This is a genomic window from Bacillus sp. AP50, from assembly GCF_040492675.1.
In the GTDB taxonomy this organism is placed as follows: Bacteria; Bacillota; Bacilli; order Bacillales; family Bacillaceae_G; genus Bacillus_A; species Bacillus_A cereus.
The window spans coordinates 1-19,367 of record NZ_JBEUTW010000078.1 but is presented as its reverse complement, the minus strand read 5'-3'; the positions used below and the strand labels follow the sequence as shown (position 1 = coordinate 19,367).

Sequence of the window (19,367 nt, the reverse complement as noted above, 5' to 3'; positions counted from 1 at the left end):
ACCAATTTTGGTTACGTCTCATTCTATCCAATTAATTGAATAATACACTCACAGATTCTTCTTCGTATACACGAATGATTGCTTCTCCGATTAATGGAGCAACTGAAAGTTCATGTACTTTGTCGATTTTCTTCTCTTCTGGTAATACGATAGAGTTCGTTACAACCAACTCTTTAATGTTTGAATTTTGAATACGCTCAATTGCTGGACCAGATAATACTGGGTGTGTACAGCAAGCATATACTTCAGAAGCACCGTTCTCAACAAGAGCGTTTGCTGCTAATGTAATTGTACCAGCTGTATCAATGATGTCATCAATTAAAATCGCTGTTTTGCCTTCAATATTACCGATAATGTTCATTACCTCTGAAACGTTCGGGCGAGGACGACGCTTATCAATAATAGCGATTGGCGCTTTTAGACGATCTGCCATTTTTCTCGCACGAGTTACACCACCATGATCAGGAGACACGATTACGATATCTTTAAGACCTTTTGTTTCAAAGTAATCAGAAAGAATCGGTACACCCATTAAGTGGTCGATTGGGATATCAAAGAACCCTTGAATTTGTGGAGCATGTAAATCTAGAGTGATTACACGAGTTGCACCTGCTGTTTCAAGCAAGTTTGCTACAAGTTTCGATGTAATTGGTTCACGAGAACGCGCTTTACGGTCTTGACGCGCATAACCATAGTAAGGAATAACAATATTAATTGTTTTCGCAGATGCACGTTTTAATGCATCGATCATAATAAGTAATTCCATGATATGTTCGTTTACTGGGAAGCTTGTAGATTGAATAATGAATACATCGCAACCACGGATACTTTCTTCAATGTTAATTTGAACTTCTCCATCACTAAAACGATCAACAGAACATTTTCCTAGTCCTACTCCAATATGCTTTGCAATCTGCTCAGCAAGTTCCTTATTAGAGTTTAAAGAGAATACTTTCAAATTAGAATTTAGATATTGAGTCGACATCTAGATTAACCCTCCACATTATTATGATTTTTTCTTATTCAGCAATTGATCAACATAGTCTTCTTTGTTAACTTGACGTGCACGTGCTACCGATAATGCTTTTGATGGAACATTCTCTGTAATTGTAGAGCCTGCCGCCACATAAGCACCATCTTCAACTGTTACTGGAGCAACAAGGTTTGAATTACATCCAATAAATACCCCATTACCAATCACAGTTTTGAATTTATTCTTACCGTCATAGTTCACCGTAATTGAACCACAACCAAGATTCACGTCTTCTCCAACTTGTGCATCCCCGATATAACTCAAGTGTGAAGCTTTACTTCTATTACCAAAGACAGTTTTTTTGATTTCCACGAAGTTTCCAACGCGTACTTCGTCTCCAATAACTGAATCTGGGCGAATATGTGCAAATGGACCAACCGATACTTCTGTACCAAGCTTACTATCATGTACAGTAGATTGTCGAATTGTCGTACGATCTCCAATTTCACTATCGCGAATTACTGTATGCGGTCCAATTTCACAATCAGAACCAATTACAGTGTTCCCCTCAATAATTGTTCCTGGATGAAGAACTGTATCGCTACCGATAATTGCATCAGCAGAAATATAAGTGTTACTTGGATCAATAATTGTAACACCATTTACCATGTTCTTTCGGTTGATACGGTTTTTCATAATAATTTCCGCTTGCGATAGAGCGACTCTGTCGTTAACACCTAACGTTTCATCGAACTGCTCTGTTTGATAAGCTGATACGATATGACCTTCATTTTTTAAAATCTCAATAACATCTGGAAGGTAATATTCACCTTGCACGTTATCATTTGAAACTTTAGAAAGTGAAGCAAATAAAGCCTTATTATCAAAACAATACGTACCTGTATTGATTTCTTTAATAGCTAATTCTTTCTCATTTGCATCTTTATGCTCAACAATCTTTTCAACATGACCATTCTCATTACGAACAATACGGCCATATCCAGCAGGCTCTTCTATGTATGCTGTTAGCACCGTCGCCATTGCTCCTGCTTCTTTATGTTGCTGAAGTAATGCTTCCATTGTTTCAGCAGTTATTAGAGGCGTATCACCACAAATAACTAAAGTTGTTCCTTCTTCATTTGCAAGTACACTTGCAGCTTGATCTACAGCATGTGCTGTACCAAGTTGTTCTGCTTGTAATGCAAATTCACTTACGTTCCCTAGCTGTTCTTGTACCATTTCAGCACCATGTCCAACAACCGTTACAAGTTTCTGCAATCCTAATTGAGATACTTGATCGACTACGTGTTGTACCATAGGTTTTCCACATACAGGATGCAGCACTTTGTATAGCTTAGACTTCATACGTGTGCCTTTACCTGCAGCTAGAATCACTGCAAATCTGTTTGACATATAGACCCTCCATCGCAACCTATTTATCCATTAAAGATATTATCCTAAATCATCATATATTTCAAGAAACACATTTTAACTATTAAATTTTACCATAATTCTTATAAGATGTTTTACTCTTTAGTATCTTTTTTAAGAAATAAGCTATACTATTTAAAATGATTTTGAAAAAATTAGTAGTTTCTTCTTTTTATGTTAATAAATTATACAGTTTCCAAATATAAAGCAAAAAAAACAAACCCCTGTAAATGCTTACAGGAGTTTGCTACAAAATTATAAGGCTTTTTGTCAAAAGCCCTTTTCATTCGAATTTTACGAAGCACCTGCTTCTTCAAACTCAACCTCTTCTAACTCGCCTAAACGATGATACTCTGTTAAAACCGCATCTTGAATTTTAGAGCGTGTACCAGAATTAATTGGATGTGCAATGTCACGGAACTCTCCATCTGGAGTACGTTTACTTGGCATTGCTACAAATAATCCATTATTACCATCAATTACACGAATATCATGAACAACAAATTCATGGTCTAGAGTAATAGAGGCAATTGCTCTCATGCGGCCTTCTGTGTTTACGCGGCGTAATCTTACGTCAGTCACTTCCATCTTGTGTTCACCACCCTTTTCTAAATAAGCGATATATTTGTATAAATTCCACAAATTTTCTATTTTCCCTTTAATTTTTTAAAAATTTTTAAGATAAAAATTTTTAAAGTAGTTGAATATAGAGATTAGTGGAGGTTATCGCTTACAAAAGGTTACTTAACTAGGGCGATTACTTCAATTTCAACGGAAACATCTTTCGGTAATTTTGCTACTTGCACACAAGATCGAGCTGGTTTATGAGTAGAGAAATAAGAGCTATACACTTCATTCACAGCATTAAAATCATCCATGTCCTTTAAAAATACTGTTGTTTTTACGACTGTATCAAATGAAGCACCTGCTTCCTCTAATACCGCTTGTAAATTTTGAAATACTTGTTCTGTTTGTACTGTTACATCTCCTGTTACAAGCTCCCCATTTGCCATCAATGGAATTTGTCCTGAGCTATAGAACATGTTATTTACAATAATCCCCTGTGAATAAGGTCCAATTGCTTGTGGTGCCTTGCTTGTTTGAACAACTTTCATACTTTTCACCCTTTTATTATTTATTTTACTCTTTAAAAATAGTGTACGAAAGGCAGTTTGTCCATCTATTTTATAATCTATAAATAAAATAAAAAAGATAGAGCTATCTGCTCTATCTTTTATTCCGCCTCTACAAGCCCTTCATCAAATGGTGCAAGAGAATAATTCCCTTTTTCCACTTGAATCGTTTTTTCTTTCACATCAACTTCCGATAGACGAATTAATGATACAAAATTATTAATTAGTCGTTCTTCAATATCTGTGGATTCTACTAATACACCAATACCAACAACATTAGCCTTGAATTCTTCTAGCATACTCATCATACCTTGAATTGTTCCGCCAGCTTTCATGAAGTCATCAATAATTAAAACATTCGACCCTTCTGGAAGACTGCGTTTTGCTAACGTCATTGTTTGAATTCGTTTAGAAGAACCCGACACATAGTTAATACTAACAGTCGGACCTTCTGTTACCTTATTATCTTTCCTTGCAATTACAACTGGTACATCTAAGTAATTTGCCACTGCATAAGCAAGTGGAATCCCCTTCGTTGCCACCGTCATAACTGCATCAATTGGTTGCCTAGCAAAAACAGAAGCAAACAAACGACCTGCGCCATTAATATGGCGAGGATTACTCAATAAATCTGTCATGTATAAGTAACCGCCAGGCAAAATACGATCTGGGTTTTCAAATAAGCCACAAAGCTCATCAATAATTAGATCTGCCTCTTCTTCACTTATATACGGTATATATTTCACTCCTCCTGCTGCTCCTGGTATCGTTTGCAATGTGCCGACCCCTTGTTGTTCAAACGTTTGCTTAATAATAACTAAATCTTCACTAATGGAAGACTTAGCCGATTGATACCTTTCAGCAAAAAAAGTGAGAGATACTAGCTGACGAGGGTTTTGTAGCAAGTAATAAGTCATATCGACTAATCTTGTACTTCTTCTAATTTTCATACTCTCACCTCAAATCACGAATATTCTAAACAAATCATAACGTATTATACGTCTTTATTCAAGCGTTTCTCGCTCTCCTAATAAACGTACCGCATAGACTTGTTCACAAAATCCTTTTAATCCGTTATAAATGCGATGCATTCGTGAATCATGGTGTACAAGTCCAAATACAGTTGGACCACTTCCACTCATTAATACAGCATCTGCTCCAAATCGCTTCATCTGTGATTTAATACGGGCAACTTCAGGATGCATTCCAAATGTTACATCTTCTAAAACGTTACCAACAGTATCACAAATTCCTTTATAATCACCAGAATTTATGACATCAACCATTTTATCTACATTTGGATGTGTAACTCGATTTAACTTTAAATTTCCATACACATCAGCAGTAGATACACCTATATGTGGTTTCGCTAAAATAACCCAACAAGAAGGCGGAGTCTTTATATGCTCAATTTTCTCTCCTCTTCCAGTGGCAATTGCTGTGCCTCCGTATACACAGAACGATACATCTGATCCAATTTCTGCACCAAGCTCTGCTAACTCATCAATTGTAAGCCCTAAATTCCATAATTTATTAAGACCACGTAATGTCGCTGCTGCATCACTACTTCCACCTGCTAATCCAGCTGCTACTGGAATCGTTTTTTCAATAGTAATAGATACACCTTTTTTTACATTAAACTTCTCTTTTAATAATTTCGCTGCCTGATAAGCTAAATTTCGTTGGTCGTCTGGGACATACCGATTATGGGATAAAATTTCAATACGGTCTTCTGCTAATTCCGTTAGTTCTAGACGATCTGCTAAATCAATGGTTGTCATAATCATTTTCACTTCATGATATCCGTCTTGTCTTTTTCCCAGTACATCTAACGACAGATTAATCTTTGCTGGTGCTTTCACTAGTAGCTTCAATCTATTCACCCACTCTATGTACTCAATCTTTTATCGTTTATTTTACCATAAATTTATAGTAAGACGATGACACTTCCCTAATTATAACGAAAAGCATTCAGAATGAAACTACTTATGTAAAATGATGGCACCTTTTAGAGTACAAAAAGCCGAGGAATGTCTCCTCGGCTACCGTAGCACAGAAAGTATCTTACAACTACTGGTTTCGTTTCATTAATTGCTGTTCTGCAATTTCTATAGCACGTTTCACCATGTTACCAGCATCTTTCGCACGAATTCCGCCCCATCCTTCTTTCTGAACAACATCATAAAAGCCAAGCTCTTTTGCTAGCTCTTCTTTAAATTGGTTTGACATGACACCTCTTCGTCTACTCAATGCAGAGTCCCTCCTTATTTTGCTACGGTATAGTTAGTATGCAAAATAATATAGCTTTTCATTTATGGGAATATATGTAATGATATATGGATTATAAAATGACCTCATTATGAGGGTCTCCATAAAATGTTAACTCTACTGTCTCTGTTAAAACATCTGCATAACTATAAGATACACGTTGCAACGCATCTTCTTGTTGATCCAATTGTACAACAAAAACGGAACGGTATGTTTCTGCTAGTACACCTGATTGCTCCACAGTTTTTCTTCTTCCACTATTTGCTTTTAACATAAGTCGCTGTCCAAGATGGTGATCTAATTCGCTTTTAATTTCATCTAAACGTTTTGACATATACTTCGCTACACCTCGCTGTAATTTAGATTGAACACTTAAAGCACGATATATCTATCCTAATTATTAACCGCGATTCACAGCTAATATCATCCTGCGTTTGAATAGATAGAAGAAATACTATATTGTAAAAGTATCATTACGTAGTCTTTACGTTCTTACCTCTTTTTATCCAAATTCATTTAAATCCTTCCATACAAAAAAGCAAGATACATATGTACCCTGCTTACTCTTCGTAATGTTGAAAAGGTAATCCCGTTCGTAAAATCCCTCTCGTTTCAATTCCACCTAGTCCCTTTTCACCAGTAATTGTATTACGTACGACATCCCATACATTGACTCTCTCCATAAATGAAGTAAAACTAATTTTACCAACTACATATACAGGATCTAGTGCATGAATATTAATTCTAGATGGTGAACTAGCGAAATTGGCCCCTGCACGAATTAGTGCCTCAAAATGTGATTGACATGCCCCAGCAAAAATAACAAGTTGATCCAATGATGGATATTTTTTTCGCACTTCACGAACAGCCTGTACAAAATGCCTTGAATGCCTATATGCCGCTAAATCTCCCTTCACTCCTTTTGATTTTGTATATGCATCATGCCCTGTAATAACGAGAATGTCTGGGCGAAAGTGATCTATTAAGTCTACTACTTTTTCATGCATCTCCGTTTCTTTACAATGAATACCTTGAACAGGAACGCCAATTTTATTATATAAATCTAAGCACTTGCGCAAATATAAAGGGTCTCCATCTATATGCAATACACGTCCCGGCATTTGAAAATAATTTACCTCACTTGTGTATCCACCAGTTGAAGTATGTTCATGCCTTTGTTTCATCAGTACATAATCTTGTTGAAACAAACGATACGTGCGCTCCATTGTTTCTTTCTCACGCTTCACCCTTTTTTTATGTTCTCTTTGATCTATACTAATTAAATCTTCAAGTGGCGCATCCGCCACCAGTCTAATTTCCTCTCCAAACAATATAGCTATCTCGCCTTTTATTTCTATAATACGAAAAAGAATATCCCTCTTATGAGAATATCGTTCCACTAATTCTCCAACATGTAAAACCATTCTCCTACCTCCAAACTCATTAGGCCATCTTACCTGTTTTTAAAGTATGAATTTAGAGAGCGAAAGGTGACAAAAGGGACAGTTCAACTTGAACTGTCCCTTTCATATTCTTATGATAATTTATGAAGAACTAATGCATTACTTAATGTTGCAAACTCTTCAATAGATAGCGTTTCGCCTCTTCGCTTTGGATCAATTCCTACTTCTGTTAAAATTCGATCCAATAACTCCTTATCTTTCGGGAAACCATTTAAATTATTTGATAAATTATTCATTAAAGTTTTACGGCGCTGTGCGAAACTTGCTCGTACTACTTCAAAGAAAAACGTTTCATCTGTCACCTCTACAACCGGTTTAGGACGCTTTAGAAGGCGGATAATTGCAGAATCAACGTTTGGCTGTGGTACAAACACTGTACGTGGTACAGTCATAACTGTTTCAACCTCTGTATAGTACTGAATGGCAATCGATAAAGAACCATACTCTTTCGTTCCAGGTTTAGCAGCTAAACGATCTCCAACTTCTTTTTGCATCATAACAACAAATCCACGAACTGGTAACTTTTCTTCAAGCAATTTAAATAAAATTGGCGTTGTAATATAGTACGGTAAGTTAGCTACTACCATTACATCTTGCCCTTCTTCAAATTGCTCATTAAATACTTCATGTACATCTGCTTTTAGTACGTCTTTATTAATAACTGTAACATTACCATATGGCGCTAACGTCTCATCTAAAATTGGTAATAGTCTTTGATCAATTTCAAAAGCCACTACTTTTTTAGCACGCTTCGCTAATTGCTCTGTTAATGCACCAATACCTGGTCCAATTTCAATTGCACCACTTTCTGAACCAATTTCTGCATGATCGACAATACGATTTAATACATTTGTATCAATTAAAAAGTTTTGTCCTAAACTTTTTTTGAATGAAAATCCATACTTTTCAACAATGTCTTTTGTACGATTTGGCGTTGCGATATCCTTCATTTTTTTTCCTCCTGTATTACTTGCTTATAAGCTTCTGCAAATGATTCCTTTGAAACTTGAAACATCTGTAATCGTTTATGTAACTGTTTTGCATTTGTATAACCAATCTTTAATAGCTTACCCATTCTTTCTCTGCGGCTCTTTGCCATTTCTCCGCCCACTAAGCCTGCATCGACTAAATCACTCCAACTAATTTCACTTGTGTAAGCTTCCATTTCTTCATGTATATTCTCTAGAGCACGGCGAATCGACTCATTAGAAGCATGTTCAATCCCAACACCCTTTTTCCTTTTAGCAAGCGCTTCTTCCTTCGGTAAAAAAGCATGCTTACAGCCAGGAACCTTGTCAGAAATAATTTTTCGAATACGCTCTCCAGGATAATCCGGATCTGTGAAAATAATAACGCCCCTTTTTTGCTGCGCTAATTTAACTTGCTCAATAACATGATCACCGATTGCTGAACCGTTCGTTTCAATTGTATCCGCATCAACAGCACGCTTAATCGCAACTGTATCATCTTTACCTTCTACAACGATAATCTCTTTTATTTTCATGCTTGCCTCCACACTCATTTCGTCTCTACTTAGTAAAACAAAAAAATGACGACTTTTCCATTATTATTTTCCCCATTCTTATATTTTAAAAAATAGAATAGAAAAATCTTTGTTCCCTGTCCTTATTGTAACACTTCATCATTCACATTTATTTTCTTCATTACTTCTACTAGTTTTTCTCAAAATAAAAAAGAACAGGTTTCCCCCGTTCTTTTTATTCAACACCAAATAAAACTTTTGCATTTTTAGTTGTCATTTCTGCTACTTCCTCATAAGAAATTCCTTTTAAATTCGCAATTTCTTCTGCTACGAGTTTTACATAACTCGGTTCATTTCGTTTCCCGCGAAATGGATGCGGCGTTAAATAGGGACAATCCGTCTCTATTAACAATTTCTCTAATGGAATCTCCGTAGCAACTTCTTTCGGTTTCTTAGCGTTTTTAAATGTAACTGGTCCACCTAACGAAATTAAAAAGTTCATATCAACACATCGCTCTGCTACTTCTACGCTACCGCTAAAGCAATGCATAATGCCTCCTACTTCAGCTGCATTCTCTTCTTCTAGAATATCGACAATATCTTGAGTTGCATCGCGGTTATGTATAATAATCGGCAAATTTACTTTTTTCGCTAATGCAATTTGTTTACGAAATACTTCTTTCTGTATTTCTTTTGGGGACTTATCCCAGTGATAATCTAAGCCCATTTCTCCAAGTGCAACGACTTTAGGATGAGAAGCAAGTTCTTCTAACCAAGCTAAATGTTCTTCTGTCATGTCGATTGCATCAACTGGATGCCAGCCAACCGCAGCGTAAATAAAATCATAGGCTTCAGCTAATTCCATCGCCTTTTTTATCGTTACTTCATCAAAACCAACAACAACTGTATAAGTAACTCCCGCTTCTTTCATTCGGGCAATAACCTCTTGCAAATCTTCTTCGAATTGCTCTGCATTCAAATGTGAATGTGTATCAAACAACATAATACATAACTCCTTTTATATTGAAATCAAGTTTATTCTACAAAAATAAGTTCTTTAATAACTTAACGATAACAATACTACAATCTTAATGCAAAAATAGAGAGTGTAAAAAGAAAAAAGACGCTTCACACATGTTACACGTGAAACATCTCTTTTTTTGTCTTAATTACTTGATTTTTGTACCATTTGGTAGATTTTGGTCAATTGATGCTAATGACAATACGCCATTCTCTTCACCCGCTAAAATCATACCTTGCGATAATTCACCGCGTAATTTTACAGGTTTTAAGTTTGTTACACAAATAACCTTTTTACCTTTTAAGTCTTCCGGCGAATAGAATTTTGCAATTCCAGAAACAACTTGACGCTTTTCTGTGCCTAAGTCTAGTTGAATTTTTAACAACTTGTCTGCTTTTTTCACAGGTTCAGCAGATAGTACTTCAGCTACGCGTAATTCTACTTTAAAGAAATCATCAATTGTAATTTCTTCTGCCTTCGGTTCTTCTTCTTTTTTCTCTTCTACTTTAGGAGCAGAGCTTTTCATTTGTTCTTTAATGTACTCTACTTCCACTTCCATTTCTAAACGAGGGAAAATTGGGTTTCCTTTTTCTACTTTTGTTCCAGCTGGAATGCAGCCAATTGTAGATAGACTTTCCCAAGATTTATGAGCTTCATCAGTAAGGCCAAGCTGAGCAAACATCTTGCTTGGTGCTACTGTTAAGAATGGCATAAGCATAATACCTGTTTGACGAAGTACTTCTGCTAAATGAGCCATTACAGAAGCTAACTTTTCACGATCATTCTCATCTTTTGCTAATACCCATGGTTGTGTTTCATCAATATATTTATTCGTACGACTAACTAGTTGCCAAATAGATCCTAACGCTACAGAGAACTCCATATTCTCCATTGCTTCTTCTACTTTTTTCAAAGTATCTTGTGCAAACGCTACTAACGTTTCATCAAATTCCGTCACATTTTCTTTAAATGCAGGGATTTCTCCGTTAAAATACTTATCAATCATAGCTACTGTACGATTTAATAAATTACCTAAGTCATTTGCTAAGTCGAAATTAATACGCTCCACAAATCCTTCTGGTGTGAATACACCATCAGATCCAAATGGAACTTCACGAAGTAGGTAATAACGTAATGCATCTAATCCGTAACGATCGATTAATGTAACTGGATCTACTACGTTTCCTTTTGACTTACTCATCTTTCCATCCTTCATTAAAATCCAGCCATGAGCAAAGACTTTCTTCGGAAGAGGTAAATCTAATGCCATTAAAATTATCGGCCAATAAATTGTATGGAAACGAACAATTTCTTTCCCAACTAAATGCACATCTGCAGGCCAGAATTTTTTATATTTCTCTTCATTTGCTGTTCCATAACCTAACGCCGTAATATAGTTAGATAATGCGTCAACCCATACGTAAATAACATGTTTTGGGTTACCAGGAACACGAACTCCCCAGTCAAATGAAGTACGAGAAACCGCTAAATCTTCTAATCCTGGTTTAATAAAATTATTAATCATTTCATTTTTACGAGACTCCGGCTGAATGAAATGTGGATTATCTTCATAGAACTTTAATAGTCTGTCGACATATTTACCCATTCTAAAGAAATAAGATTCTTCACGAACAAGTTCTACATCATGACCACTATCTGGGCTTTTTCCTCCAACTACTTTGTCGCCTTCCATAATTGGATCTACTAATTGATGCTCTGTATAGAACGTCTCATCTTGTACAGAATACCAACCTTCATATTCATCAAGATAAATGTCACCTTGATCTACTAATTGCTTAAAGATTTTTTCGACAACATCTTTATGACGATCTTCAGTTGTACGAATAAAATCATCATAAGAAATATCCATCTTCTCCCAAAGCTCTTTAATTCCTGCAACAATGTTATCAACATATGCCTGTGGCGTAATATTTAACTCTTCTGCTTTCTTTTGGATCTTCTGTCCATGCTCATCAGTTCCTGTTAAATAATGCACATTATAACCTTGCATACGCTTATATCGTGCCATCGCATCTCCTGCTACTGTCGTATAAGCATGTCCAATGTGTAATTTTCCACTTGGATAATAAATTGGGGTAGTAATATAAAAGGACTTATTTTCCTCTGTCATTGTTTTGGACCTCCCGAATAACCTCATATGTATTTATAAACAGTATATCAAAAACTCATATATAAAGTGAAACTTTAATCAGTAGGGTTTTTGTTCCTCCCCACTAATTATTAGCCCACATTAATTGGGCTTTTACGAGCAGCCCAAATCTAACTTATCTTCTTTACGCCAACCTAATTTTAAATTTAGGTCTTAATGCTCGATATCTTTATCATCTATTGCTCATATTTCACAAAAATATACAATCTCCACTTTTAATTTATTATTTTTTCAGAAAATAATGTAAATAATTGTGGAATTTCCTCTCAATCTATTATATATAAGAAATAAGAAATCTATAAATCTTTTTAAAAAATATAGAATTTAAGAATTGACGGAAATGTAAATGATTGGTATCATATGTCCATAGGGTATTTTGTCGAAAAATGACGAATCTAAAAATAGACTCGAAACTTATAAACTATTTATTTAGGAGGAAAAAAATTATGAAATCTACTGGTATTGTTCGTAAAGTTGATGAATTAGGTCGTGTAGTAATTCCAATCGAATTACGCCGTACTTTAGGTATTGCAGAAAAGGACGCTCTTGAAATCTATGTTGATGACGAAAAAATCATCTTAAAGAAATATAAACCAAACATGACTTGCCAAGTAACTGGTGAAGTATCTGACGGTAACCTTTCTTTAGCTGAAGGTAAAATCATCTTAAGCAAAGAAGGCGCTGAGCAAATCTTAAACGAACTTCAAGATTATATCGAAACAGCAAAATAAGCTTCTCAATTATGAGAAGCTTATTTTTTATCGACATGATAGATTTGATATACATCTCTTTTCGACAAATCTCGATCTTTAGCGACTGTTTTAATCGCTTCTTTTGAATTCATACTTTTTTCATTTATATAATATTCAATATGATCATATACCGAAAGAGATTCCCACCATTGTTCTTCTGGAGCAGGTTCTTCTGTTGAACCAGCTACTAAAATACAAAACTCACCACGTACTTCATTTTGCTTCGTCCACTCAATTGCTTCTTCGATTGTCCCTCGAATAAATTCCTCAAATTTTTTAGTTAACTCTCGACATAATACAATCTCTCTATTTCCCAACACTTCCTGCATCGAAATTAAAGTATCGTCTAAACGATGAGGCGCTTCATAAAACATCATTGTAGTTTGTACATAACGAAGCTTTTCTAACTCCATCTTTCGTTCCTTTTTGTTTCTCTGCAAGAAACCATAGAAATAAAACTGCTTTGTTTCAAGACCGGATGCAATTAATGCTGTAAGGGCTGCATTTGCTCCAGGAAGCGGAATTACATGATATTGCTCAGCTACTGCCTCAACGACAATATCGTAACCTGGATCAGAAATACACGGCATACCAGCGTCGCTAACAAGTGCTACATTCTTTCCATCCTCTAATTTCTCTAATAGTTTCTTCCCACTTACTTCTTTATTGTGCTCATGATAACTCGTAACAGGTGTTTCAATTTCAAAATAATTACAAAGTTTTTTCGTTTGTCTCGTATCTTCAGCAGCAATTAAATCAACTTCTTTTAAAATTCGGATTGCACGAAATGTCATATCTTCTAGATTTCCAATAGGAGTTGGTACTAAATATAAAACTCCCTTTTCATTTTGTTGAAAGCTTTTTTGTTGCCACATAGCGTTCTCCTTTTTGCATATATGCCTCTTTTTGTTTTCTCGTTAATTGCTTAAAGTAATACTCCGCTTGCATAGCTGTACGCTTATCATCGTGGGTCTCTACATATTTTAAAACAACAGGAAGCCTGACGCGTGTATACTTAGCCCCTTTGCCGCTATTATGAGTCTGAATTCTCTTTTCTATATGGTTTGTATATCCAGCATAATAACTTCCATCAGAGCACTCTACCACATAAAAAAAGTGCTTATTCTTCTCCATATAAAATCGAACGTAGCTCCTTTGTATATTCGTTATTGTTCTCATATACAACGAGAGGCGGTAAAATTTTCAAATCTGCATTTCCATCCTTAATTCCTTCAATTAACAATGTATTTGCTTCTTTTCCAACCTTAGGATAAACAAATTGCACGCGCTTTGGTTCAATTTTATATTTACGCATTAATGTGACAATGTCTAGTAATCGCCCTGGACGATGTACAAACGCTACTTTCCCACCTTGTTTTACTAACTGACTACTTACAGATACAACATCTTCTAATGTACACATAATTTCATGACGAGCTATCGCTAAATGTTCATTCATATTTTTCTCTGAAGTTTGAGGTGTTTGAAAATATGGTGGATTACATGTAACAACATCATATTGATGACGCCCAAGTTTCTCTGGCATATCTTTCAAATCTCCATGTATGAGGTGAATTCTTTCCTCCAACCCATTGTATTGAACACTTCTTACTCCCATATCATATAAGCGTTCTTGAATTTCCACCCCAGTAATATTTCCTTTTGTTCTTGTACTTAATAGAAGGGGAACAACCGCGTTACCTGTACACAAATCAAGTAAATTCCCCTTTTGAATTGGTACCCATGCAAAATCTGCAAGTAAAACGGCATCTAAAGAAAAATTAAATACTGATGGGCTTTGTATAATCTTCATGTCTTGTGCTAATAAGTAATCTAAACGTTCATCTTCATATAAATTCATATACTGCTCCTTTTCTTACCCTTAACCTACCCTATTTCATGTATAAAAAATTACCTTTCCAATTATAATTGGAAAGGTAATTTCACTTTTTATTTAAGAATGACAGACAGAATAAACAATCTCCCTCTTTACGTACACTTCCATAATGTAGATTGCAAATATGAAAACCTTCTTGATACAGTCTCGCTAAATTGTCATAGCCTTCACCAATATCTGTTTTCGGCTTCACTTCTTTACGTTTTTGAGTTTTTTGTTTTTCTTTATTCTGCACTTCTTCAAAACGGTGTCGCAAATTGTTATTTTCCATTTTTATATGCTGGTTTTCTTCCAACAACTCTGCAAGATGCTGTTTTAACTCTCCCAACTGTTTATATAAATGTCCAATTTGCTCTTCCATACTAGAAACCGATTCAAAAATATCTTTTTTCTCCACAAGCACCCACCTCATTAATCTGTGGTTTGACTCGAAACGACCCCTTTATTCACTAACTCATCTAACGTATATTCTACTATCCGTTCCTTGTCTACTAGTTCCACTTGAATTAATCTTTCTAAAATATTTAATCCGATAACACGGCCAGTACCATGCGGGGTTTGTATACGTTGATCTAAATCAGGAAGTTGTTCCTTTGCTGCCTCATATTCATCATTCTCATATTTTAAGCAACACATTAAGCGACCACATAAACCAGAGATTTTTGCAGGATTTAATGATAAATTTTGATCCTTTGCCATTTTAATGGATACAGGTTCAAAATCCCCTAAAAAAGTAGAACAACAAAGCATACGACCACATGGACCAATACCACCTAGCATCTTCGCTTCATCACGAACACCAATTTGTCTTAGTTCAATTCTTGTTCTAAAAATTGCGGCTAAGTCCTTCACTAGTTCGCGGAAATCGATCCGACCATCCGCAGTAAAATAGAAAATAATCTTATTACGATCGAATGTATACTCTACATCTACAAGTTTCATATCAAGATTATGCTCTACTACCTTTTGTTGACAGACTTGATATGCTTCTTTGGCAGCATGTTTGTTCTCTTCAACAATGGTACGATCATTTTCATTTGCAATACGAATAACCTTTTTTAGCGGTAATACAACGTCGTTTTCATCAACTTGTTTTTTGGTAATAACTACTTTTCCGTATTCAATACCTCTTACCGTTTCTACAATGACAAACTCATTTTCAGAGATATCGAACTGGTTTGGATCAAAGTAATATACCTTTCCGGCCTTCTTAAAGCGAACACCTACTACATCATACAAAACGGTCATCCCTCCTGCAACCGCAACACTAACTGTTCGAACACAAGCTGCGCATTTACATTAGCGTTGATTCTATTTTTTGCCTCTAATATATTAAAGAGAGCTGATACAATGCGCTTCTGAGCATAGGAAAACGATTCAAACATCTCTTTCTGATCATGAAAAACAAGACGATCTTCTTCTCCAAGTTGAACATATAATAAATCCTTATAAATAAGGAGTAACATATCTAAACCTTGCTGTAATTGTTCTTTCTCTCCAAAGTGTTTTCCCCATTTTTCTTGTACAAAAAAAATAGAGGTTTTATCTTTTTCGAGCGCTTCACATAATTTTATCACTAAAGCTCGTGCTTGTGCAAACCATTCATCACTACATAAAGCTAAAGCTTCATCAAAACTATTTGTAAGTTGAGCAGCAAGTGTCGATAAAGATGCTGTAATCCCTTCATCCTGTAATCTTCTAATTAAAGATTCCGTAGGTAACGGTCTAAACGTAACAACTTGGCAACGAGATAAAATCGTATTTAAAATTTGATGACTTTGTTCAGTAAGTAAAATAGCAGTTGTATCACTACTTGGTTCTTCTAAAAATTTCAAAAGTGTATTTGCCGCATTTGCTGTCATACGATCTGCGTGCTCAATAATATATAATTTTTTATTTGCCTCTAATCCTGTTTTTGAAAACTCTTCTTGTAAATCATGAATTTGCTGCTTTTTAATAGATAATCCGTCTGGTTTTACAATATGTAAGTTAGGGTGGTTACCTGAATCAATTCGCTTACAGTTTGTACATACATGGCAGGGCTCTACCCCATTCCGCTCAGAACAGAGGAAACTCTTTGCCATTTGAATTGCTGTCGCAAACTTTCCTGTCCCTTTCCCTCCCTCTAACAAGTAAGCGTGGGATATACGCTCTTTTGCAATGCTATTCATCAACATTTTTACACCGATGGGTTGTATAGCAGAAAGCTGCTCCCACGTCTTCGTCATAATGCATACCTCACTTATTTCATTCTTTCCTTCTATTATAACAATTTATCTTCTATAATCTGAACAACTTCTTCTATAAGTTTTTCCATCGGCTGATCAGCATTTACCAATACAATACGATCCGAGAAACGTTCTACAACTTGTAAATACCCTTCGCGCACACGTTTATGGAAAGAGATATCTTCCATATCTAGTCGATTTACTTCACGTCCTGCATCTTTTTCAATCCGAGCCAAACCAACCTCAGGCTCAATGTCTAGATAAATTGTTAAACTAGGCATACAGTCCTCTGTTGCGAAACGATTTATTTCAAATACCTTATCCATACCCAATCCTCTTGCATAGCCTTGGTATGCTAAAGAGCTATCTATAAAACGATCACATAACACGAGGTAGTTCTCATTAAGTGCTGGCATAACTTTTTCTACTAAATGTTGTCTGCGCGCAGCAGCATAAAGAAGCGCTTCTGTACGTGCTTCCATCATCGTATATTCTTGTTTATGTAAAATCGTCCTAATGTCCTCAGAAATTGCAATACCGCCTGGTTCCCTTGTCGCCATTACCTTTTGTGCTTTTTTTTCAAAATATGGCAATAAGCTTTTAATTAACGTTGTTTTACCTGAACCTTCTGGGCCCTCAATTGTTACAAATAATCCCTTCATCCTAAAACCTACTTTCTATATCATACACTTTCATATATTTCGTATTACCTTGAAAACGAGCTCCTGCTCTCTCTAAATACATAATTTGCTCTTTATGCTCTGAAGTAATTCTCTCTCCATACATAATCAATGGAATTCCAGGTGGATACGGAATCACCATTTCCGCCGCTATCATTCCAACAGCCTCTTTTATAGATACTATCTTTGTTTCATATCCGTCTAGTTGTTTATACGTATACGGTAAACGAGAGAATTCACCTTTATAAGTATAACGAATAGATTCCCTCTTGTCTTTCACCTCATAATGTTGCAATGCTACTCGGATCATCTCTATAACCTTCATATATCCCTCATTTACTTGTAAGGGTAAAATAAATAGGACATTGTACGGATCAGCCATCTCTGTATATATACCGACCTTTTCAAATACAGACTGTAATTCGTACCCTGATAACTGACAACGAGTTTGTACGGTGACCTTTAACTCATCTTGCAACGGATATTCTAAAATGGCGATTTGGGGAATAGAACGTAATTGTTCCTTCAATCTTCGTAAAAACTCAACAATTTCACTGTGACCTTCTTCTTTTATACGCGCCATTGTAAAGCGTGCTATATCCAAGGAAGCCATAATTGGATACGATGGACTACTAGATTGTAGCATACTTAAATAAGTAGTAACCTTCTCTTCGTCTACTAAGTGACTATTTATATGTAAATAGGAACCCATTGTCATTGCGGGTAATGTTTTATGTGCAGAATGAACTACAATATCTGCACCATATGTTAATGCTGACTTCGGGAATGGTTCTCCCAAGCACAGATGTGCCCCATGTGCCTCATCTACCAAAACAGGGATTTTATGTGCATGTGCAAAAGCGATGCTTGCCTCTAGATCCATACCCATACCCATACCATAATAATTAGGATGCGTTAAAATGAGTGCTTTCGCATTTGGATACTTTTCAATTGCTTTCTTAATAATTTCGTTACGAACTCCCACCGGTACGTTATAAGCTTCATCAATCCATGGATCTAAAAAAATGGGATTTGCTCCCGCAAGTTTTAAAGCATTAATAATTGATTTATGGCAATTTCTTTGTACAAGAACAATATCATGTTCCCCGCAACAAGACAAAATCATTGCTAAGTTCCCGACTGTTGAACCATTAATTAAAAAATAGCTCCTCTTTGTATTATAAACTTCAGCCAATAATTGTTGTGCCTCATCTATACATTCAAACGGACTATGCAAATCATCTAGTCCTGCTAACTCAGTTACATCAATAGATAGAATATCTTTAAACTCTCTTATTGCCTCCTGAGGGAAGTTTAAACCATTCTTATGACCTGGAACATGAAAGGATAACGGCCCTCTTTCTTTAAACTCTATTAACGCCTCATATAAAGGCATACGATTTTGATTCATCTACATCTCTTCCTTATTATTCATTCTCTATCTATTATACAGAACAAAAAAAATAATAGGCATATGCCTATTTAAAAATATGATACTTCTAGTTTTCGAAGCTGCTTTAAATAATGTATATATTTCGGATCATCTGTCTCTGTATTCACCATATCCTTTTCACATTCATAGCATATTAAATTATTATAAACATATATACCTTCTTTTCTTTTTGTCTCACAAACAATACAAACTTCACTTTGTAATTTCATAGCCTTCCCTCCCTATTTCAGTGAACCTATTTTATACTTCTAATCCTTAACAATTTACAGAAAAATATACACCCATCTTTTATATAATATGATTAACTCTTGGGCAACGTGTTTGTATCACCCTTACTTCTTTCCCATTCTTTTTAACAATACAAAAAAACACAAGTCAAATGACTTGTGTTTTTAGTTGCTTGGCGACGTCCTAC

The 19,367-nt window shown here is 35.5% G+C and carries 23 protein-coding genes; 1 reads left to right on the top strand and 22 read right to left on the bottom strand.

What is annotated here, in order from left to right:
• Positions 1–31: 31 nt before the first annotated feature.
• The 13 genes from ABWK52_RS07645 to metG form a co-directional block, all read right to left on the bottom strand.
• Positions 32–985: a ribose-phosphate diphosphokinase gene (locus ABWK52_RS07645; RefSeq protein WP_000107420.1), complete on the bottom strand. Its 954-nt coding sequence runs from the start codon at positions 983–985 to the stop codon at positions 32–34.
• 21 nt (positions 986–1,006) lie between these two features.
• Complete coding sequence (glmU, locus tag ABWK52_RS07640) at positions 1,007–2,386, bottom strand: bifunctional UDP-N-acetylglucosamine diphosphorylase/glucosamine-1-phosphate N-acetyltransferase GlmU (protein ID WP_000071039.1); 1,380 nt, start codon at positions 2,384–2,386, stop codon at positions 1,007–1,009.
• Between the two features lie 312 nt (positions 2,387–2,698).
• A complete protein-coding gene (spoVG, locus tag ABWK52_RS07635; protein WP_000454041.1) occupies positions 2,699–2,992 on the bottom strand; it encodes a septation regulator SpoVG in 294 nt (97 codons plus the stop codon).
• A 152-nt stretch (positions 2,993–3,144) separates the two neighbouring features.
• Positions 3,145–3,519, bottom strand: a complete 375-nt coding sequence (locus ABWK52_RS07630; RefSeq protein WP_000869811.1) for a RidA family protein — start codon at positions 3,517–3,519, stop codon at positions 3,145–3,147.
• Between the two features lie 119 nt (positions 3,520–3,638).
• Positions 3,639–4,487 (bottom strand): pur operon repressor, encoded by an 849-nt coding sequence (purR, locus tag ABWK52_RS07625; protein WP_000702466.1) that lies wholly within the window; start codon positions 4,485–4,487, stop codon positions 3,639–3,641.
• Positions 4,488–4,541: 54 nt separating this feature from the next.
• Positions 4,542–5,411: a 4-(cytidine 5'-diphospho)-2-C-methyl-D-erythritol kinase gene (gene ispE, locus ABWK52_RS07620; protein WP_000772104.1), complete on the bottom strand. Its 870-nt coding sequence runs from the start codon at positions 5,409–5,411 to the stop codon at positions 4,542–4,544.
• Between the two features lie 196 nt (positions 5,412–5,607).
• Positions 5,608–5,787, bottom strand: coding sequence for an acid-soluble spore protein SspF (gene sspF, locus ABWK52_RS07615; RefSeq protein WP_002094215.1), 180 nt, complete (start codon positions 5,785–5,787; stop codon positions 5,608–5,610).
• Between the two features lie 91 nt (positions 5,788–5,878).
• Positions 5,879–6,139 carry a biofilm formation stimulator Veg gene (veg, locus tag ABWK52_RS07610; protein WP_000044347.1) on the bottom strand — a complete coding sequence of 87 codons (261 nt, stop codon included), beginning with the start codon at positions 6,137–6,139 and terminating at the stop codon, positions 5,879–5,881.
• Positions 6,140–6,365: 226 nt separating this feature from the next.
• Positions 6,366–7,229 (bottom strand): sporulation peptidase YabG, encoded by an 864-nt coding sequence (yabG, locus tag ABWK52_RS07605; RefSeq protein ID WP_000242868.1) that lies wholly within the window; start codon positions 7,227–7,229, stop codon positions 6,366–6,368.
• A 110-nt stretch (positions 7,230–7,339) separates the two neighbouring features.
• Positions 7,340–8,218, bottom strand: coding sequence for a 16S rRNA (adenine(1518)-N(6)/adenine(1519)-N(6))-dimethyltransferase RsmA (rsmA, locus tag ABWK52_RS07600; RefSeq protein ID WP_000651548.1), 879 nt, complete (start codon positions 8,216–8,218; stop codon positions 7,340–7,342).
• Entirely contained in the window at positions 8,215–8,772 is a 558-nt protein-coding gene (gene rnmV / locus ABWK52_RS07595; RefSeq protein WP_000692835.1) for a ribonuclease M5, read from the bottom strand. The genes rsmA and rnmV overlap by 4 nt, the downstream gene beginning before the upstream one ends.
• A gap of 214 nt (positions 8,773–8,986) precedes the next feature.
• Positions 8,987–9,754 carry a TatD family hydrolase gene (locus ABWK52_RS07590; protein ID WP_000895843.1) on the bottom strand — a complete coding sequence of 256 codons (768 nt, stop codon included), beginning with the start codon at positions 9,752–9,754 and terminating at the stop codon, positions 8,987–8,989.
• Between the two features lie 166 nt (positions 9,755–9,920).
• On the bottom strand, positions 9,921–11,903 hold the full coding sequence (gene metG / locus ABWK52_RS07585) for a methionine--tRNA ligase (protein WP_000134135.1): 1,983 nt from the start codon (positions 11,901–11,903) through the stop codon (positions 9,921–9,923).
• Positions 11,904–12,388: 485 nt separating this feature from the next.
• Between metG and ABWK52_RS07580 the strand changes: the two genes are divergently transcribed.
• A complete protein-coding gene (locus ABWK52_RS07580; RefSeq protein WP_000843036.1) occupies positions 12,389–12,673 on the top strand; it encodes an AbrB/MazE/SpoVT family DNA-binding domain-containing protein in 285 nt (94 codons plus the stop codon).
• A gap of 20 nt (positions 12,674–12,693) precedes the next feature.
• Here ABWK52_RS07580 and rsmI read toward each other — a convergent pair whose 3' ends face one another.
• The 9 genes from rsmI to ABWK52_RS07535 form a co-directional block, all read right to left on the bottom strand.
• A complete protein-coding gene (gene rsmI, locus ABWK52_RS07575) occupies positions 12,694–13,569 on the bottom strand; it encodes a 16S rRNA (cytidine(1402)-2'-O)-methyltransferase (protein WP_000267821.1) in 876 nt (291 codons plus the stop codon).
• Positions 13,538–13,828, bottom strand: a complete 291-nt coding sequence (locus ABWK52_RS07570) for a GIY-YIG nuclease family protein (protein ID WP_000414350.1) — start codon at positions 13,826–13,828, stop codon at positions 13,538–13,540. The genes rsmI and ABWK52_RS07570 overlap by 32 nt, the downstream gene beginning before the upstream one ends.
• On the bottom strand, positions 13,815–14,555 hold the full coding sequence (locus tag ABWK52_RS07565) for a tRNA1(Val) (adenine(37)-N6)-methyltransferase (RefSeq protein ID WP_001055367.1): 741 nt from the start codon (positions 14,553–14,555) through the stop codon (positions 13,815–13,817). Before ABWK52_RS07565 ends, ABWK52_RS07570 begins: the two co-directional genes overlap by 14 nt.
• Positions 14,556–14,637: 82 nt before the next feature.
• Positions 14,638–14,988, bottom strand: coding sequence for a DNA replication initiation control protein YabA (yabA, locus tag ABWK52_RS07560; protein WP_000412063.1), 351 nt, complete (start codon positions 14,986–14,988; stop codon positions 14,638–14,640).
• Positions 14,989–15,002: 14 nt separating this feature from the next.
• Positions 15,003–15,830: a PSP1 domain-containing protein gene (locus tag ABWK52_RS07555; RefSeq protein ID WP_000272429.1), complete on the bottom strand. Its 828-nt coding sequence runs from the start codon at positions 15,828–15,830 to the stop codon at positions 15,003–15,005.
• A gap of 5 nt (positions 15,831–15,835) precedes the next feature.
• Positions 15,836–16,819, bottom strand: a complete 984-nt coding sequence (gene holB / locus ABWK52_RS07550) for a DNA polymerase III subunit delta' (protein ID WP_000169563.1) — start codon at positions 16,817–16,819, stop codon at positions 15,836–15,838.
• A gap of 35 nt (positions 16,820–16,854) precedes the next feature.
• Positions 16,855–17,481, bottom strand: coding sequence for a dTMP kinase (tmk, locus tag ABWK52_RS07545; RefSeq protein ID WP_000677214.1), 627 nt, complete (start codon positions 17,479–17,481; stop codon positions 16,855–16,857).
• A 1-nt stretch (position 17,482) separates the two neighbouring features.
• Positions 17,483–18,910, bottom strand: a complete 1,428-nt coding sequence (locus ABWK52_RS07540; RefSeq protein WP_098542416.1) for an aminotransferase class I/II-fold pyridoxal phosphate-dependent enzyme — start codon at positions 18,908–18,910, stop codon at positions 17,483–17,485.
• A 71-nt stretch (positions 18,911–18,981) separates the two neighbouring features.
• Complete coding sequence (locus tag ABWK52_RS07535) at positions 18,982–19,161, bottom strand: sigma factor G inhibitor Gin (protein WP_000776279.1); 180 nt, start codon at positions 19,159–19,161, stop codon at positions 18,982–18,984.
• Between the last annotated feature and the right edge of the window lie 206 nt (positions 19,162–19,367).

What these genes read in the sequence shown, in the direction of transcription:
- rnmV (WP_000692835.1), bottom strand. Translation starts at nt 8,772, where the DNA reads ATGAAAATAAAAGAGATTATCGTTGTAGAAGGTAAAGATGATACAGTT.
- glmU (WP_000071039.1), bottom strand. Translation starts at nt 2,386, where the DNA reads ATGTCAAACAGATTTGCAGTGATTCTAGCTGCAGGTAAAGGCACACGT.
- ABWK52_RS07580 (WP_000843036.1), top strand. Translation starts at nt 12,389, where the DNA reads ATGAAATCTACTGGTATTGTTCGTAAAGTTGATGAATTAGGTCGTGTA.
- ABWK52_RS07590 (WP_000895843.1), bottom strand. Translation starts at nt 9,754, where the DNA reads ATGTTGTTTGATACACATTCACATTTGAATGCAGAGCAATTCGAAGAA.
- tmk (WP_000677214.1), bottom strand. Translation starts at nt 17,481, where the DNA reads ATGAAGGGATTATTTGTAACAATTGAGGGCCCAGAAGGTTCAGGTAAA.
- ABWK52_RS07630 (WP_000869811.1), bottom strand. Translation starts at nt 3,519, where the DNA reads ATGAAAGTTGTTCAAACAAGCAAGGCACCACAAGCAATTGGACCTTAT.
- ABWK52_RS07645 (WP_000107420.1), bottom strand. Translation starts at nt 985, where the DNA reads ATGTCGACTCAATATCTAAATTCTAATTTGAAAGTATTCTCTTTAAAC.
- veg (WP_000044347.1), bottom strand. Translation starts at nt 6,139, where the DNA reads ATGTCAAAACGTTTAGATGAAATTAAAAGCGAATTAGATCACCATCTT.
- rsmI (WP_000267821.1), bottom strand. Translation starts at nt 13,569, where the DNA reads ATGTGGCAACAAAAAAGCTTTCAACAAAATGAAAAGGGAGTTTTATAT.
- spoVG (WP_000454041.1), bottom strand. Translation starts at nt 2,992, where the DNA reads ATGGAAGTGACTGACGTAAGATTACGCCGCGTAAACACAGAAGGCCGC.
- yabG (WP_000242868.1), bottom strand. Translation starts at nt 7,229, where the DNA reads ATGGTTTTACATGTTGGAGAATTAGTGGAACGATATTCTCATAAGAGG.
- ABWK52_RS07565 (WP_001055367.1), bottom strand. Translation starts at nt 14,555, where the DNA reads ATGAATTTATATGAAGATGAACGTTTAGATTACTTATTAGCACAAGAC.
- ABWK52_RS07570 (WP_000414350.1), bottom strand. Translation starts at nt 13,828, where the DNA reads ATGGAGAAGAATAAGCACTTTTTTTATGTGGTAGAGTGCTCTGATGGA.
- holB (WP_000169563.1), bottom strand. Translation starts at nt 16,819, where the DNA reads ATGACGAAGACGTGGGAGCAGCTTTCTGCTATACAACCCATCGGTGTA.
- rsmA (WP_000651548.1), bottom strand. Translation starts at nt 8,218, where the DNA reads ATGAAGGATATCGCAACGCCAAATCGTACAAAAGACATTGTTGAAAAG.
- metG (WP_000134135.1), bottom strand. Translation starts at nt 11,903, where the DNA reads ATGACAGAGGAAAATAAGTCCTTTTATATTACTACCCCAATTTATTAT.
- purR (WP_000702466.1), bottom strand. Translation starts at nt 4,487, where the DNA reads ATGAAAATTAGAAGAAGTACAAGATTAGTCGATATGACTTATTACTTG.
- ABWK52_RS07540 (WP_098542416.1), bottom strand. Translation starts at nt 18,910, where the DNA reads ATGAATCAAAATCGTATGCCTTTATATGAGGCGTTAATAGAGTTTAAA.
- ABWK52_RS07535 (WP_000776279.1), bottom strand. Translation starts at nt 19,161, where the DNA reads ATGAAATTACAAAGTGAAGTTTGTATTGTTTGTGAGACAAAAAGAAAA.